Raw genomic sequence first — 16,592 nt, forward strand, 5'->3', positions numbered from 1 at the left:
TTGTTCACTCCCACAGATTTGGCAAAAATACATTAATTAGACATCTTACTTGAATAGCGATGTATTTTGAAACCAGTTACACTATTCCGTCGTCGATTTTCATAATATTTACAGAACGAACCGGAACATGTTGTCTATTTTTGCACGCCTTCCTATTTTGCACCGGGCTTTTATCGCATTTTTTAGTGCCATAATTTTCGTCGCGATTTTCTTACTCCCCGACGTCAACAGTTTGCGTGACGATTCGGGCGCTTTAGTTGTGGGAAAACATTACCCACTGACTATCAATGCCTCTGCACTTATTAGCTCAAGTGACGCTCCACCGACGGCAGTGCTCAATTGGGAGAAATACACCGTTCGCTCTGGCGAAAGCACCTCTGTTTTATTTGAACGTATTGGCCTCTCATACCGTCTGCTGATCACGCTACTCAATACCAATAATGATATTAAGAAGCAGCTGTCTAACCTAAGACCTGGTGATGTCTTGCAGTTCGGCTTTGATGAAAACAACGACCTTATTCAGTTAAAACGACAACTTAGTGCGTTTGAAAGCTTCAAGATCACTAAATCTGGCGATTCTTTCTCATCAAGTTTCGACAAAAAAGAAGTGGTATACCAATACAATTATGCCGAAGCCAACATCACCTCTAACTTCTGGAACGCTGGCGTCAGCGCAGGTTTAACCGCAAACCAAATTATGGAACTGGCGGGCATCTTCGGTTGGGATATCGACTTTGCGTTAGATATTCGTAAGAACGACAGCTTCAAAATCTTATACCAAGAGAAAGTGGTTGAAGGTGAAGTAGTTGGTCGCGGTAAGATCATGGCAGCCGTATTCAAAAACCAAGGCGATTCATTTACCGCGGTATTGGATGATAAAAGCGGCAACTACTTCGATGAAAATGGTCGTGCGATGAAGAAGGCGTTCTTGCGCTCACCAATTGATTTTCGTCGCGTAACATCGAACTTTAACCCTACCAGGAGACACCCAGTAACCGGTAAGATTCGAGCTCACCGCGGTACTGACTACGCAGCCCCTGTTGGCACGCCTATCTGGGCAGCCGGTGACGGTATTGTTCAGAAGTCAGGTTACAACCAATTCAATGGTAACTACGTGTTCATCCGCCACAGCAACACCTACATCACCAAGTACCTGCACATGAAGCGACGTATGGTGAAAACCGGTCAGCGCGTAAAACAAGGCCAAACCATTGGTACTTTGGGCGGTACAGGCCGTGTGACTGGCCCGCACTTACATTATGAATTCTTGGTTAATGGCGTACATAAAAATGCGCGTACCGTGAAATTGCCTCAATCCAAGTCGTTAACTGGTAAAGCAAAAGCAACCTTTATTGCCAACTCAGAGATTCGATTAAGAAACCTTGAGCGATACGGTCAGTTACTAGCGACTAACTAGGCGTTTGTAGCTTCACTGCAAAATAGAAAAATGCAAAGAGCGCCCATCAAGGCGCTCTTTTTTATGCTCACATACCACAACTAGCTACTGTTTTTCAGGTTTGTTGTTCCGTCCAAGCATTAACAAACAAGGGGTTAATACTAAAGTCAGCACCGTGGCAAACGCCAAACCACCAGCAATAGCGGTCGCAAGCTGTGACCACCATTGTGTACTTGGCGCGCCAAACTCTATCTTTTGATTAATCAGGTCGATGTTCATCTCTAACACCATCGGCATTAAACCTAAGATAGTCGTAACCGTCGTGAGCATTACTGGCCTTAAACGCTGAACACCGGTTCTTAGAATCGCATCTCGCTTGTCCAAGCCTCTTTTGATGAGCTGATTATAAGTATCAATCAACACGATGTTGTTGTTCACGACTATGCCGGCGAGCGCTATTACCCCAATTCCCGACATCACGATGCCAAACGGACGTTGGAAGATCAGTAAGCCAACGAACACGCCAACCGTTGAGAACAGCACCGCACTCAGAATCAAAAACGCTTGATAGAAGCTATTGAACTGAGTAATCAGAATCAAAGCCATTACCGCCAAAGCAACCAAGAAAGCACTTTGTAAAAAGGCTGACGAGTTTTCTTGTTCTTCGTTTTGACCACGGATGCGAAATTCCACGCTACTCGGCAGCCCTAGCTCACTCAATGCTTGTTCGATCTTTGGTAGTTCGAGAGCAAGGTTATACCCTTCTTCCATATCCGCCATGATGTTCACCACACGCTTGCCATCAAGGCGTTTAATGGTGTCTTGCTTATGGTCGGGAACGATCTGAGCGAAATTAGTAATAGGTACTAAACCTGCTGGCGTTTTCACCCTAAGCTGGTCGAAGCGCCCGATATCACGCTTATCATTAGGGTAGCGCACCAAGATATCGACCTCTTCTGAAGAGTCATCGGGCAGATAATCACCAATCTTGAGACCATTAGTCACGAATTGAACGGTATTACCCACTAAGGTCGCATCAGCTGCAAAGCGCGCAGCATCGTCGCGGCGAATATCCACCTTCCAATCGATGCCATTTTTACTCGCAGTATCGCTGATATTGGTCAGTGCTTTATTTCCATCAGCCCAACCTCTCACAATTTTTGCAGCCTGATTGAGCTGCTCTGGAGTTCTTGCCGACAGCTCAATCACTAAGTCATTTTCAACCGGAGGCCCAGCATCAGGGAACTTATATTCAATCTCAACACCAGCGTATTGATCGGTTTGTACCTTCAACTCATCAATAATCGCCTTAACGCTGCGTCGATATTGCCAGTCAACAGGCGTAATTGAGATCAAACCAATCTGGTCGTCACCACCAGTACGCGTGTAAACGGTATCGAACTCATCATGATTGAGCATCATCAGTTCAATATCACGCATGATGTCATCCTTTTCTTGGATAGACAGATCCCCATGCGAGCGAACTTTGACATTAAAGAATGGCGGATCAACTTCTGGGAAGAACTCTGCACCTAGACCCGCTTTTGAATAAGTAAAACCAACTGCAACCGCGAGCAGTGCCGCACTGAACAAAATCTTAAAGGGGTGTTTAATCGCTAAAGAAAGCGTGTGGTAGTAAGCCTTGGTTAAACCAGTAGCCTGTGAAAAGTCACCATTATGCAGTGCGACCATTCGAGCTTGGCTTTTAGACGATACGTATTGAGGTTTGCCAATCAAACCGCCCAGCACGGGCACAAACAACAACGCCATGATCAATGATGCAGTTAAAGTCGCGATCAGAGTTAGTGGTAAGAACTTCATAAATTCGCCCGTCACATCAGGCCAAAACAGTAACGGAGCAAATGCGGCTAAGGTTGTGGCAGTCGATGCGGTTATCGGCCACGCCATCCGTTTCGCTGCATCTCGGTAAGCGGCTTTGCGCCCTTCACCCTCTTGCATTCGCCTGTCTGCAAATTCGGTCACCACAATCGCACCGTCTACTAGCATCCCCACCGCCATAATCAGAGAGAACAGCACTACGATGTTGACGGTTAAGCCAAACACCGAAAGAACCAATAACCCGGTTAGGAATGAGCCTGGAATGGAAATACCCACTAACAAAGCGGTACGCACACCAAGAATCGCGATGATAACGATCACCACCAGAATAATGGCGGATAAGATATTGTTTTGCAGATCATTAAGCATGATCTTCACATCTTTAGATTCATCCCAGGTGTATTTGACCAACAGGTTATTTGGCCATTCCGCTTGCTGCTGAGCACCAGCCATTACCGCTTTGACTAGCTCAACGGTTTCGATGATGTTCTCACCTGCACGCTTCTTGATATCCAACACCACCGCAGATTTGCCATCTAAACGAGCAAAACTTTCAGGATCTCGAAACGCTCGACGAACCGTAGCGACATCGCCAAAAGTGACCACCTGCTTGCCATCCACTTTAATAGGCAACTCAAGCACGTCTTTTAAGGAGTTAAATACCGAAGGGACTTTGACAGAAAAACGTCCGTAGCCAGTATCAACAAAACCTGCGGCCACCACTCGATTGTTCAGAGCGATCAGATTATAGATATCCGCTTGATCTAAGCTGTAGCTCTCCATCAATAACGGATCGACAATGATCTCGACGATGTCAGCGCGATCGCCCGCAATATCGACTTCAAGGATTTGGCGATAGCTTTCTAATTTGTCTCCAAGCTCTCGGGCAATTTGCACTATGGTGCGCTCAGGAACGGTACCGAATAGCACAACAGACAAAACAGGTTGCTCAGAAGCCAGCGTCACCTCATTTACGGTCGGTTCGTCACTGTCTTCTGGTAGTTTTGGTTTAGCCAGATCAACCGCGTCACGCACATCGGCCATTGCTTTGGTGAGATCGACGCCAACATTAAACTCCAACACAACAGAGGCATGCCCTTCTGCTGCGGTTGCTGTCATCTCTTTTACGCCTTCAATCGACCTCAGCTCTTGCTCAATAGGTCGAACCAATAAACGTTCTGCATCCGTTGGCGAGATCCCTTGGTGCCCGACCGAAACATAGATAATTGGGATGGTAATGTCTGGGCTCGATTCCTTAGGTATCGTGATATAGGTGACGACACCGGCTACAAGGATTAACGCTAAAAGGGAGAGCATTGTTCGAGCACGAGACAAGGCTGCATCAATAATTGAATACATCGGTTATCTCCTACTCTGCGGTTACGTTAGAGAGTTCAGCGACTTGCTCAACAGCAATCACCGAATCACCATCACGCACAAACCCTTGGCCTACTGTGATGATATCGACGCGTTGACCTAGCCCCGTGAGCCACACTCCATCTTGTTCGGCCTTTACTAGCTGAATGCCTACAAACTTCACCGTTGGTGAGTCATCGACTGAAACCAAGGTTTTGACCCCTAGGTTACCCGCCTCATCCAATGCTAGCATCGCCGGTGTTATCTTTATTGCATCTCTTGTTTCTAGGTTGAGTTTAACTTCGGCACTGACACCTGCTGGTAATAGGCCTTTAGAGTTATCGATTTCTATCTCGATTGGGAAGGTATTAGTAGCAACAGAAGAGATACGAGAAACATAGCGTAAACGGCCTTCCGCTTCTTCTCGCCCTAACAAACGAACCAAAGCAGATTGATTGACTAGCAAATGTTGGATATGACGCTCACTGACATCCGCCTCAATAACCAAAGGATCGAGGTCAATCACGCCAGCAACAGGATCGCCAACACTAACGAAATCACCGAGCTCCACCATCAAATCTTGAACCACACCCGAAAAAGGCGAAGTAATCACAGTATTCTTTAAAGCCAATTCCGCATTGCGCATCATGGCTTTTGATTCTGTTAATGAAGCCTCAGCTGTGGTGTAGGCGATTTCACCTTGCAGTCCTCTTTTCTTCAGTGACTGCGCCGCTTTGAACTCTTTCTGCTTCAAGCGATATAACGCAGATGCTCGCTCTAGTTGAATCTCTAAATCACCCTTATCTATCTGGGCAATGGCTTGTCCTGCTTTAACCATCCCCCCCTTAACAACATTCAATCTGACAATCTTACCCGCGACTTCTGCACCTAGACGAGCATGCCTATCGGGCGCCGTTCTTCCATAGAGATCAATCGTTTTAAAGGTCGGTGATGAGGTGAAGGTTTGAAAGGAAACCTTAGCCAGCGGAATTTCTGTTGCCTTTTTTTCAGGTGACTCTTCTGCTTGCCCTACGCCTAAACCAAGCCAGATCGACAACAACACGACTAGAGTCAGAGAAACCAGCCACGGCTGCTTCAATTTCTGAAAAAGTGGTGAGTTAGAAAATAGAGTGGGCATAACAAATCCTTTTGTCCGATGTCATTCAGGCGCGCTAGTTGGCTTAATAGCGTGATGTGCAACTTCCTTATGCACAAAGGTAACCTTAACAGACCAATCCTCAACGAAGTTGGACGCTATCGACAGTTTAAAAAATATGCCGTGTACTAAAAATGAGAGGAATGCTTTGAAAAGTAATAAGTTACTAAGTAAAAACAAAAACGCCGAACATAAGTTCGGCGTTTGAAATGTATCTAATACAGCTTTGAGCTCAAGCTATTTTCAACTCATGCTATACGCTGAATGATGCGCCACAACCACATGTTGTTGTAGCGTTCGGGTTGTTCACAAAGAAGCGTGCGCCTTCTAGGCCTTCAGTGTAATCAACCATGCCGCCCATTAGGTATTGTAGGCTCATTGGATCAACAACCAGCGTTACACCGCTGTTTACAATCGTAGTGTCGCCATCATTTACTTTTTCATCAAATGTGAAGCCGTATTGGAAGCCACTACAACCACCACCTGTAATGTATACACGTAGTTTTAGTTCTGGGTTTTCTTCTTCAGCAATTAGCGTTTGTACGCGGGTAGCTGCTGCATCAGAAAAAGACAATGGGATATTTACTTCGCTCACGACAACCTCTCTTACCTGTGTCAAAAACAACATGATACAAATCTAATTCGAGACCATAGTTGTTGAGTATTTTCTTATATTCTGATGATTATCTAATACCTGACTGAAACGTTCAAGTATTCACCACCGGATCGGTCCTTTTACTGCTGTAAACTCGCTAATATCTAACAATTAAAACGTGTAACCACACAAAACAACCAGATTCGGGTGATTATCTGGGCGAAAGCATTCCTACTTGGATTGTGGATAGGTACAATGCGTGCCAATTGGTCCGACAGTCAAAAGAGGATATATCAATGACCAAATCAGCAGAGCTATACGAAAAAGCACAGCAAACTATTCCTGGTGGCGTAAACTCTCCAGTTCGTGCATTCAATGGCGTAGGTGGTTCTCCAATCTTCGTTGAACGCGCTGACGGCCCACTTATTTTTGATGCTGATGGTAAAGCGTATATCGACTACGTTGGCTCTTGGGGTCCAATGATCCTTGGTCACAACCACGCTGTTATTCGTGATGCTGTGATTGCAGCAGCTCAACGCGGCCTTAGCTTCGGTGCTCCAACCGAAACTGAAATCAAAATGGCTGAACTTGTATCTGAGATGGTTCCATCGATGGAACAGCTACGTATGGTGAGCTCAGGTACAGAAGCAACAATGAGTGCGATTCGTCTAGCTCGTGGTTTCACTGGTCGTGACAAAATTCTTAAGTTTGAAGGCTGCTACCACGGCCACGCAGACAGCCTACTTGTAAAAGCAGGTTCTGGTGCACTGACTTTAGGTCAACCAAGCTCTCCTGGCGTACCAGCTGATTTTGCGAAACTAACACTAACAGCAACCTTCAATAATCTAGATTCAGTTCGTGAAATCTTCGCAGCAAACAAAGGCGAGATCGCTTGTATCATCGTAGAGCCAGTAGCGGGCAACATGAACTGTATCCCTCCTGTCGAAGGCTTCCACGAAGGTCTACGTGAAATCTGTGACCAAGAAGGTGCATTGCTAATCTTTGATGAAGTAATGACAGGTTTCCGCGTTGCTGAAGGTTGTGCTCAGGCTTACTACAACATCAAGCCTGACCTAACGTGTCTTGGTAAAGTGATTGGCGGCGGCATGCCAGTGGGTGCTTTCGGTGGCCGTAAAGATGTGATGCAATACATCGCACCAACGGGCCCAGTTTACCAAGCAGGAACGCTTTCAGGTAACCCTGTGGCAATGGCTGCTGGCTACGCATGTTTGAACCTTCTACGAGAAGAAGGCAACGAAAAGCGTCTAGCTTCAAAAACTAAGCAGTTGGCAAAAGGCTTCAAGCAACTTGCTGACAAGCACGGCATCCCGATGCTAGTTCATCAAGTTGGCGGTATGTTTGGTTTCTTCTTCACTGACCAAGAAACTGTGACGTGCTACGAAGATGTAACTAAGTGTGATGTAGAACGCTTCAAGCGCTTCTTCCACCTAATGTTAGATCACGGTGTTTACCTTGCACCTTCAGCATTCGAAGCAAGCTTTACTTCTCTTGCTCATGGTTCAAAAGAACTTGATGCAACACTAGAAGCTGCTGACCGCTCTCTTGCGATCATTGCTGCTGAAAGCAAATAATCGAAAGCACTTTATAAGTCGCTAACCGATTGAATTTAGGGCTGCATTAAATGCAGCCCTTTTTATATATCGCGCTCACCAGCCAAAAAATATGACAGCTTATTTAGCCGTCGACTAAGGCTAAAGCTGAACCAAAAGCGATTAACGTTCCCAGAAAAGAAAAACCAACAACATCAAGGTACCAAGGAACATTCTGAACCAAGGGATCTCTTTTTTTGTTTGCTGTTCTTCGTCTTGGCATTTCTTATCTTTATTACAGCATCCCATTATCAAAACTCCTCATTGCTAACTCTCTGTTTTGCAGCCATTATAAACTCAGAACGCAAATATAGAGACCATTACCGTGTCAGAAAAACTCAAAATCAATTCCAGCCACTGGGTGATCATCATTGCCCTACTCGCGGCGGCTTATGCTTGTTACTTGCTTATCGAGCCATACGTTAACTCTATCGTGATGGCCTTTATCATTTCACTATTGATGTTCCCAATCCATGAGTGGCTTGAAAAAAAGCTCCCGAATAAAGAAAACATCGTCTCTCTGCTGTCTTGTATCATACTGACCTTCATTATTGTTATCCCTTTATTGGCAGTATTCGCAGCAATTGTTCAGCAAGGTTCTCTGTTCTCTCAGAATACTTACCAATGGGTGACCCACGGTGGCATTCAGACTCTGTTTGCTCATCCGTTAGTGGTCAAAGCGCTGTCATTTGTGAATAACTACCTGCCTTTCGACAACATTGAGCCCCAAGCCATCGCACAAAAAGTCGGTGAGTTTGCGACCAGCTTTGGTTCTAAGCTAGTTGGTATCAGTGCCAAAATCTTAGGTGACGCAACCAATTTCTTGATGGATTTCTTCTTGATGCTGTTCGTTTTGTTCTTCTTATTAAGAGATCATGACAAAATCATCAGTGTGGTTCGTCATATTCTGCCGCTGTCTCGTAGCCAAGAAGACAAACTTCTAACAGAGATAGAACAAGTATCTAAATCAGCAGTAATGGGCTCATTCTTAACCGCAATAGCGCAAGGTTTTGCCGGCGGTTTAGGTATGTGGATTGCCGGTTTCCCAGGTCTATTTTGGGGTACTATGATGGGCTTTGCCTCTTTCATCCCAGTTGTGGGTACCGCATTAATCTGGATTCCAGCAGCAACCTACTTGTTCCTAACTGGTGATACCACGTGGGCGATTTTCCTAACGGTTTACTGTGTAGCGATTGTTGGTTCAATTGATAACCTTCTGCGTCCGCTGCTAATGCAAGGCAGTGCAGGCATGAATACCCTGATGATCTTCTTCTCACTATTGGGTGGTATTCAACTGTTTGGCCTAATTGGTCTTATCTACGGACCATTGATTTTTGCGATTACCATTGTCCTATTCAACATCTACGATGAAGAGTTTAAGGACTTTTTAAACCAGCAAGACAAGAGTTAACGAACTTGACGTCAACTTGATTGGCGAACCCGTATTAAACACTTCAAGCTTTGGGCGGATTATGCGAAAATCCGCCCTCATTTTTTGCTAACGATTCAACAGAGTGTCCTATGTCAGCTTATATTGCACCAAGCCAGATTGCTCAACGCCAACTCGCCTACTTTGAAGGCAAACATGTTTTAGTTGCCGGTGAGGCAGAAGACTTGTTCCCTGTTGAGTTAGCGAAGCATTGTGAATCTGTCTCTGTGTTTACTTCTAATTACAGCTACTACCGTCAATTAGAAGGCTACAACACCATCCAACGTTTTTATGGTGCGGAGTTTACCGAAGAGACTAAAGCCGACTTAGTGATGTTGTACTGGCCAAAGGCTAAAGCGGAAGCGGAATTTCTGTTGGCGATGTTATTTGCCAAACTAGGTAAAGATACCGAGATTGTCGTAGTTGGCGAGAATCGTTCTGGTGTTAAAAGTATCGAGAAGATGTTCGCTCCTTACGGCAAAGTCGTGAAATACGATTCAGCGCGCCGTTGCTCTTTCTACTGGGGTCAATGCTTCGAGCATCCACAAGCCTTTAACCTGCAAGACTGGTTTAAAACCTATACGGTTAACATTGGTGAGCAATCACTGACTGTAAAAAGCCTTCCAGGTGTGTTTAGTCACGGCCAATTTGATGTAGGTAGCCAACTGCTACTTGATACTCTACCAAAGCTGAAAGGCAAGGTACTGGATTTTGGTTGTGGTGCAGGCGTATTGGGCGCGGTAATGGCATCTCGTCACCCTGATATCGATCTAGAAATGTGCGACATCAGTGCATTTGCCGTGGCATCAAGCCAAGCTACGTTAGAAGCGAACGGTTTAACGGGAAATGTCTTCGCCTCAGATGTCTATTCCGACACATCAAAAGACTACCAATTCATCATCAGTAACCCACCATTCCATTCTGGTTTGGATACAAGCTACAGCGCGACTGAGACCTTACTTGCTCAGGCTCCTAAGCATTTGAAGCGTTCTGGTGAGATGATTATTGTTGCGAATAGTTTCTTAAAATACATTCCAATTATTGAACAAGCGTTTGGAAAATGCGCGACTCTAAATAAGACCACTAAATTCGCGATCTATCACGCAAACAAATAACCTCTCTAGCACAGCGCAGGGTCATTATCTGCGCTGTCTGTTCATATTTTTGTCAAAACTCTATAAAAATGAGCTTTTGCACACGCTTTAAATACCACTTACTTGTCAAAGTAAAAAAACTCGTTAATTTCGTTAAATTGGAACCCGTTAATTCTATTCTCTGTACTTGTTTTCGCCCCTTTTAGCAGTACATCAAAGGAAAGTAGTACCCAATTTATGTTTAGATTCTATCGTAAGCAGAAGTTTAAGCGCCTTCAAAATACCCTAATGCTGGCATTTCTTGTCCTCAGTATTACCCCTGTGACACTTATCGCGATATTTTTCCTCCAATCGCACAGTCAGGATCTCCAGGAACAAAGCACCTCACACCTTGTTTCGGTTCGTGATACTAAGCAGCAGCAAATTGTCGATTACCTACAAGCTCAAGAATCCCAAGTGATGGGCTTTGTTCGCTCAGAATTGGCCAATGCCAGTGGCGGGCGATTTTATGGTTTGATCAATGCATTTCAACGATTGGGGTTAGATATTGACGAGGCACGCAGTAATGCACAGCAGCGCTATATTCAAGGCTCTGGCGATCAAATCAAAACGTCGATCCTCCCTGAATCCAGCAGCTTTATTGGCAGCGAGCGTTATCGCCTGCTCCACAAGCGCTACCATAATGCTTACCTAGAACTGCTTAAACGCTCTGATTTTGACGATATTCTCTTAGTTGATATCAACGGTAACGTCGCTTATTCCGTCTTTAAAAATGACGATTACGGCACCAATCTGCTGACAGGAAAATACAAGGACTCCAACCTAGGTATTACCTTTCAACGACTAGCCAAAGACGTAACCGACCGACGCAAATCTAACGAAGATTACACGCCGGTTATCGTTTCTGACTTTAAAGACGAGAATGGCAAACAGACCGCATGGCTAGGCGCACCTATCGTTCAACAAGGCTACCTACACAGTTACGCGATGTTTAGGCTACCAATCAACGGCATTACTAAGTTGATTGCGGATCTCAACAAGAGTTCGAATATTCAAACGCTGCTTGTAGGTGATGATCACCTGCCGCGTAGCCTTGCTCATTCACAAGAATCTATCAACTTGAGCCTAGATGTTGTCGATAAAGCATTGGCTGGCGAAACAGCGGTTGGCACCTTCGACAACACCCTAGATCAAGCGATCATCGCGGCATATACGCCAATTGAGCTGAAATACGCAACATGGGCTCTTGTCGTAGAGCTGCCAGAGAAAGAGGCGTTTGCCCGTATTCATCAGTTAGAAAAGATCTTCGTGATCGTGATGCTAACGGCGATCATTCTGGTAGTCGTTGCATCGCACTATCTGTCTAACTTCATCACATCCCCACTGCTTAAACTGACGTGGGCTGCCGAAAAAGTATCGGCGGGTGATCTCGATGAAACCATGATCAATACCGAGCGCAAAGATGAGATAGGCCGACTCGCGGTGAGCTTCGAAAGAATGCAGCGATCTATTCGTGAAAAAATGCAGCTCATCAAAAGCCAAAACGATGAGCTTGAGGACAACCTTAAGACCATTCAAAAGCAAAACGAAGAGTTACAACTGGCAAATAAACTCAAAGATGAGTTCTTAGCGACTACTTCACATGAATTGAGAACACCACTGCATGGCATGGTGGGTATCGCTGAAGCGTTGATATCTGGAGCTAACGGCCCTATTCCTGCTAATCAGAAATATCAGTTGGATATCATCATCAATAGCGGTCAGAGATTGGCGACCTTGGTTGATGATCTGCTTGATTATCACAAGATGCGCTATGGCAGCTTAGATATTAAGAAATCAGCCGTTGATTTGTCGGCAGCCACCAGCTTGGTCCTAGAGTTGTCTCATCACCTATTGGGCAATAAGCCAATCCGTATTATTAACCAAGTCCCAAGTGATTTAGGTCTGGTTTCATCGGATCCTCAACGACTTGAGCAAGTGATGTATAACTTGGTCGGCAATGCCATCAAGTACACCTCAGAAGGTAAAATTGTTATCTCTGCCAGCGTTATCGATGACAACATTCGTGTACAAGTTGTCGATACTGGCCAAGGTATACCGGCCGAGTACCTTGAGCACATCTTTGAGCCATTGATTCAAGCAGGCCAAGATGCGAGTAACTACCGCCAAGGTGCAGGGCTTGGATTATCGATCAGTCGTCAGTTGATCGAGCTAATGGGCGGTTCACTGTACGTTAGTAGCCAACCAATGCTCGGCACTACGTTTAGCTTTACCCTGCCCCTAGCTACTCAAGATGAGCTGGACAGTTACAACGAATCAGGTCACTACTCGCACTTCCAAGCGCCTGATTTAATTGATAACAGCCAACAAGAAAATAGTGTTATCAGTGAAAACCCAGATGGCCCGTTATTGGTTATCGCCGATGATGAGCCGGTTAACCTGCGAGTATTAGACAGCTTCTTGAAGTTAGAAGGTTATCGAGTACGTACTGCATGTGATGGCCCTGAAACCATTGAACTGATTGAGAAAGAGAAGCCAGAGCTGCTTCTGCTCGACATAATGATGCCAGGAATGAGCGGCTATCAGGTTTGTGAAGCACTGCGTAAGCAATACGATCATGCTCAGTTGCCAATCATCATGCTAACGGCACTCAACCAAGCAGAAGACCGTGTTCGAGGTTTCGAAGCTGGCGCCAATGACTACTTGTCTAAACCGTTCAACAAACAAGAACTAGCGGCTCGAATTACAGCACATCTATCAGCAAGCAAAGCTGAACAAAGACGCCTTGAAAACGACCAACTGCAACTCGAGCTCAAACATAGAGCGATGGTTGAGGCTAACTTGTTAGAAACTCAAGGCCGCTTATTAGAGCAACTAGAATCGGCACCTGAAGCCATCATCTGTATTCGTGACGACCAACGTATTCGCTTTGCTAACGAAGCTGCGGCGAAGCTATTCAGACGCGGACAAGAACAACTCAAACGCTCAATGGCTGACGAGATCATTGCACCTAAATACCTTAAGGTAGAACAAGCCCACTACTGCGGTGACATTGATATCTATATAGATGACACACGTCAGCGCATACCAAGTGACATCCTTAAGCTGCCTGAAGGCTCAGGGCTCGACACCATGTATATCTTTAATGTAGGTGGTGGTGTTAACTCAAACCGAATCAATAACCTTGAAACGGCGGTTGAGGCTCTCTCTAGTTATGCCTTTGAAGGCGACAAAGATAAGTTACAGCAGCTGAAAGAGCTTGGCGGAGAATTTACTCGTCTTGCTGACAAGGCAACCGGTGAAGGTAAAAACAAGCAAGAGTTAATGCGTGAGGTACTGGTCGATGCGATGACGAATGCCATCATCTACTGGGAATCGGTGACTGGTGAAACCAAGTTTGCTTTCGCCGAGAAGAGTGGCTTGTGGCGCGTCTACTTAGACCGCAGTACGCTGCAAACTCGAACGCTAGACAAATACCTACGCGTAGAAACCCTACCGAAAACCCCTCGCTGGCGAACGGTACTGAGCTCAATCGAATTCATACTGGAACACTGTAAAGAACAGACGCCAGAAAGAACCCATATTGAGATGCTAAGAGATAAACTTCAGAAACTACTGACCAGTTAATCCCTGAACCAACATCACGATACTTTGAATAATGGAGCCCACCTAGCGTGGGCTTTTTTGTACGCCTAATAATCACAAAAAGTAGAATCCCATAGCTTGCAACGCACTTTTTTTACGCCCTTAAACAAGGAGGAATTCACGCCAATTACGTACAGTGTGAGCTCGTAACCGTCAGTACTTTTCGTTCTATTCTCAATCATATCTGACTCTTTGTTGCAGTTTGAGAAGCGAGTCACAACAGAACGGCAGATTTAATTTTCTAGGGAAATTTAACGTAAAACTGGCAAGTGACCGAGATCTACAATTATACCAACGTAGGGTAAAGCATTATAATAAAAAGCCTTTAAAGTTAGTGACCACTTACAACTAGCAATAACCTCAAAACCAAATGCGAGTCACATCACCTTAACAATTACGCACAAAAAACCACCAAAGCAACCTATTTTGACGTTAATGACGTGGGGTTGTGTATTTTTAACGTTTTTGACGGGAAACGAGTTTGATTAATTCATCGATAAGGTGTTTTCTTACTCCTGCCAAAGGCCTACAGGCCACTCTTACCACTTCTCAGATCAACGATGAATCTGGAGCAACGAAGAAGAGGTAGGCCTTTAACCAGAGTGTGTATCTACTAAACAATTTAGCGACAGATAACATTCAATCCATTAGTGAAATGAAAGCAAATAGTAAGGAACAGCTATGCTTGCCAATATAAAAAAAACAGCAATAGCAACAGCAATTATTGCAACTGCTACAACAGGTTTTGCATCAGTAGCAACCGCTGCAGAACGCAGTGAACTGACCGTTCACCCGAAAGAGTACACTACATTCGTACGTAACTTTAACCCGTACCTTGGTGCTACTAACCTACATACTACAACTGACTTCATGTATGAACCGCTAGTAGTATTTAACGAAATGCACGGTAACACTCCAGTGTTCCGTCTAGCTGAAAACTTCAAGATGTCAGATGATCTGATGAGCGTTGTTTTCGACATTCGTAAGGGTGTTAAATGGTCAGACGGAGAAACTTTCTCTGCTGATGATGTTGTTTTTTCTTTCAACCTTGTAAAAGAGAAGCCAGAGCTTGACCAATCTGGTATCAACTCTTGGGTAACTTCTGTAGAAAAACTGAACGACAACCAAGTTAAGTTCACACTAACAGAAGCAAACTCAAACGTACCTTACGAGATTGCTAAAGTACCTGTAGTACCTAAGCACATCTGGAAAGACGTTAAAGATCCATCAACGTTTACCAATGAGAACCCGGTAGGTTCTGGTCCATTTACAGAAATCGATACGTTTACAGCGCAGCTATACATCCAGTGTGCAAACCCGAACTACTGGGATGCAGACAACCTAGATGTTGACTGTCTACGTGTTCCACAAATTGCGAACAACGACCAATTCCTAGGTAAAGTTGTAAACAGTGAAATGGACTGGACGTCTTCTTTCGTTCCAGATATCGATCGTACATACGCAGCAGCTAGCCCTAAACACCACTACTGGTACCCGCCAGCAGGTACACAGGCATTCATCGTTAACTTCAAGCACCCTGATGCTGCGAAGCATGAAGCATTGAGCAACGTTGACTTCCGTCGTGCTTTCTCTATGGCTCTTGACCGTCAAACTATCATCGACATCGCATTCTACGGTGGCGGTACTGTAAACGATTTCGCATCGGGTCTTGGCTACGCGTTTGAAGCTTGGTCTGATGAAAAAACTCATGACAAGTACAAAGGCTTCAACACTTACAACGCTGAAGGCGCGAAGAAGCTTCTTGCTGACGCTGGCTTCAAAGATGTAAACAAAGATGGTTTTGTTGACACTCCATCAGGCAAGTCTTTCGAACTAATGATTCAATCGCCAAACGGCTGGACTGACTTCAACAACACAGTTCAACTAGCGGTAGAACAGCTAAACGAAATCGGTATTAAAGCAAAAGCTCGTACACCTGACTTCTCTGTTTACAACCAAGCAATGCTTGAAGGTACATACGACGTAGCATACACAAACTACTTCCACGGTGCGGATCCATACACGTACTGGAACAGTGCTTACAACTCATCACTACAATCTGGTGATGGTATGCCTCGTTTCGCAATGCACTTCTACAAAAACGACAAGCTAGATGGTCTTCTAAACAGCTTCTACAAAACAGCTGATAAGAACGAGCAGCTAGACATTGCACACGGTATCCAGCAAATCATCGCTGCAGACCAAGTGACAATCCCTGTGATGTCTGGTGCTTACATGTACCAATACAACACAACTCGCTTCACTGGTTGGTGGAACGAAGAAAATCCAAAAGGCCGTCCAAACATTTGGGCTGGTATTCCAGAGCGTCTACTTCATGTACTGGACCTAAAACCAGTTAAATAAGTAATCGTTCAATCCTTGCGGCGTAACCTCTTACGCCGCTTATAAAAATCCCCACACTCTCAATTGAAAGTATGGCGCTAGTCGTCAGGGGATTTTTCGTTCCAAATT

General features: G+C 44.9%; 10 protein-coding genes. 6 read left to right on the forward strand and 4 right to left on the reverse strand.

The window, feature by feature from the left end:
• Window positions 1-127 precede the first annotated feature (127 nt).
• The gene (locus AB4486_RS04860; protein WP_065584911.1) at window positions 128-1,417 is read left to right on the forward strand and encodes a peptidoglycan DD-metalloendopeptidase family protein; all 1,290 of its coding nucleotides are present in this window, start codon (window positions 128-130) and stop codon (window positions 1,415-1,417) included.
• Between the two features lie 84 nt (window positions 1,418-1,501).
• On the opposite strand, the gene AB4486_RS04865 is transcribed toward AB4486_RS04860, so the two are convergent.
• The 3 genes from AB4486_RS04865 to erpA form a co-directional block, all read right to left on the reverse strand.
• Window positions 1,502-4,594 carry an efflux RND transporter permease subunit gene (locus tag AB4486_RS04865; protein WP_372099992.1) on the reverse strand — a complete coding sequence of 1,031 codons (3,093 nt, stop codon included), beginning with the start codon at window positions 4,592-4,594 and terminating at the stop codon, window positions 1,502-1,504.
• A 10-nt stretch (window positions 4,595-4,604) separates the two neighbouring features.
• On the reverse strand, window positions 4,605-5,729 hold the full coding sequence (locus AB4486_RS04870) for an efflux RND transporter periplasmic adaptor subunit (protein WP_372116599.1): 1,125 nt from the start codon (window positions 5,727-5,729) through the stop codon (window positions 4,605-4,607).
• Between the two features lie 271 nt (window positions 5,730-6,000).
• Complete coding sequence (gene erpA / locus AB4486_RS04875; protein WP_004734539.1) at window positions 6,001-6,342, reverse strand: iron-sulfur cluster insertion protein ErpA; 342 nt, start codon at window positions 6,340-6,342, stop codon at window positions 6,001-6,003.
• Between the two features lie 296 nt (window positions 6,343-6,638).
• On the opposite strand from erpA, the gene hemL reads away from it, so the two are divergent.
• Entirely contained in the window at window positions 6,639-7,934 is a 1,296-nt protein-coding gene (hemL, locus tag AB4486_RS04880) for a glutamate-1-semialdehyde 2,1-aminomutase (RefSeq protein WP_010436060.1), read from the forward strand.
• Between the two features lie 141 nt (window positions 7,935-8,075).
• Here the strand turns inward: hemL and AB4486_RS04885 are convergent, their stop codons facing one another.
• Window positions 8,076-8,201 (reverse strand): hypothetical protein, encoded by a 126-nt coding sequence (locus AB4486_RS04885; protein ID WP_004734537.1) that lies wholly within the window; start codon window positions 8,199-8,201, stop codon window positions 8,076-8,078.
• Between the two features lie 76 nt (window positions 8,202-8,277).
• Between AB4486_RS04885 and AB4486_RS04890 the strand changes: the two genes are divergently transcribed.
• The 4 genes from AB4486_RS04890 (at window position 8,278) to AB4486_RS04905 (ending at window position 16,484) form a co-directional block, all read left to right on the forward strand.
• The gene (locus AB4486_RS04890) at window positions 8,278-9,363 is read left to right on the forward strand and encodes an AI-2E family transporter (protein WP_017059406.1); all 1,086 of its coding nucleotides are present in this window, start codon (window positions 8,278-8,280) and stop codon (window positions 9,361-9,363) included.
• A 110-nt stretch (window positions 9,364-9,473) separates the two neighbouring features.
• Complete coding sequence (rsmC, locus tag AB4486_RS04895; RefSeq protein ID WP_372116601.1) at window positions 9,474-10,496, forward strand: 16S rRNA (guanine(1207)-N(2))-methyltransferase RsmC; 1,023 nt, start codon at window positions 9,474-9,476, stop codon at window positions 10,494-10,496.
• A gap of 216 nt (window positions 10,497-10,712) precedes the next feature.
• Window positions 10,713-14,102, forward strand: coding sequence for a response regulator (locus AB4486_RS04900; protein WP_017063266.1), 3,390 nt, complete (start codon window positions 10,713-10,715; stop codon window positions 14,100-14,102).
• Window positions 14,103-14,801: 699 nt separating this feature from the next.
• The gene (locus AB4486_RS04905) at window positions 14,802-16,484 is read left to right on the forward strand and encodes an ABC transporter substrate-binding protein (RefSeq protein WP_017056650.1); all 1,683 of its coding nucleotides are present in this window, start codon (window positions 14,802-14,804) and stop codon (window positions 16,482-16,484) included.
• Window positions 16,485-16,592 lie beyond the last annotated feature (108 nt).

This window comes from Vibrio sp. 10N.222.55.C6 (assembly GCF_041473395.1).
Taxonomy (GTDB): domain Bacteria; phylum Pseudomonadota; class Gammaproteobacteria; order Enterobacterales; family Vibrionaceae; genus Vibrio; species Vibrio crassostreae_C.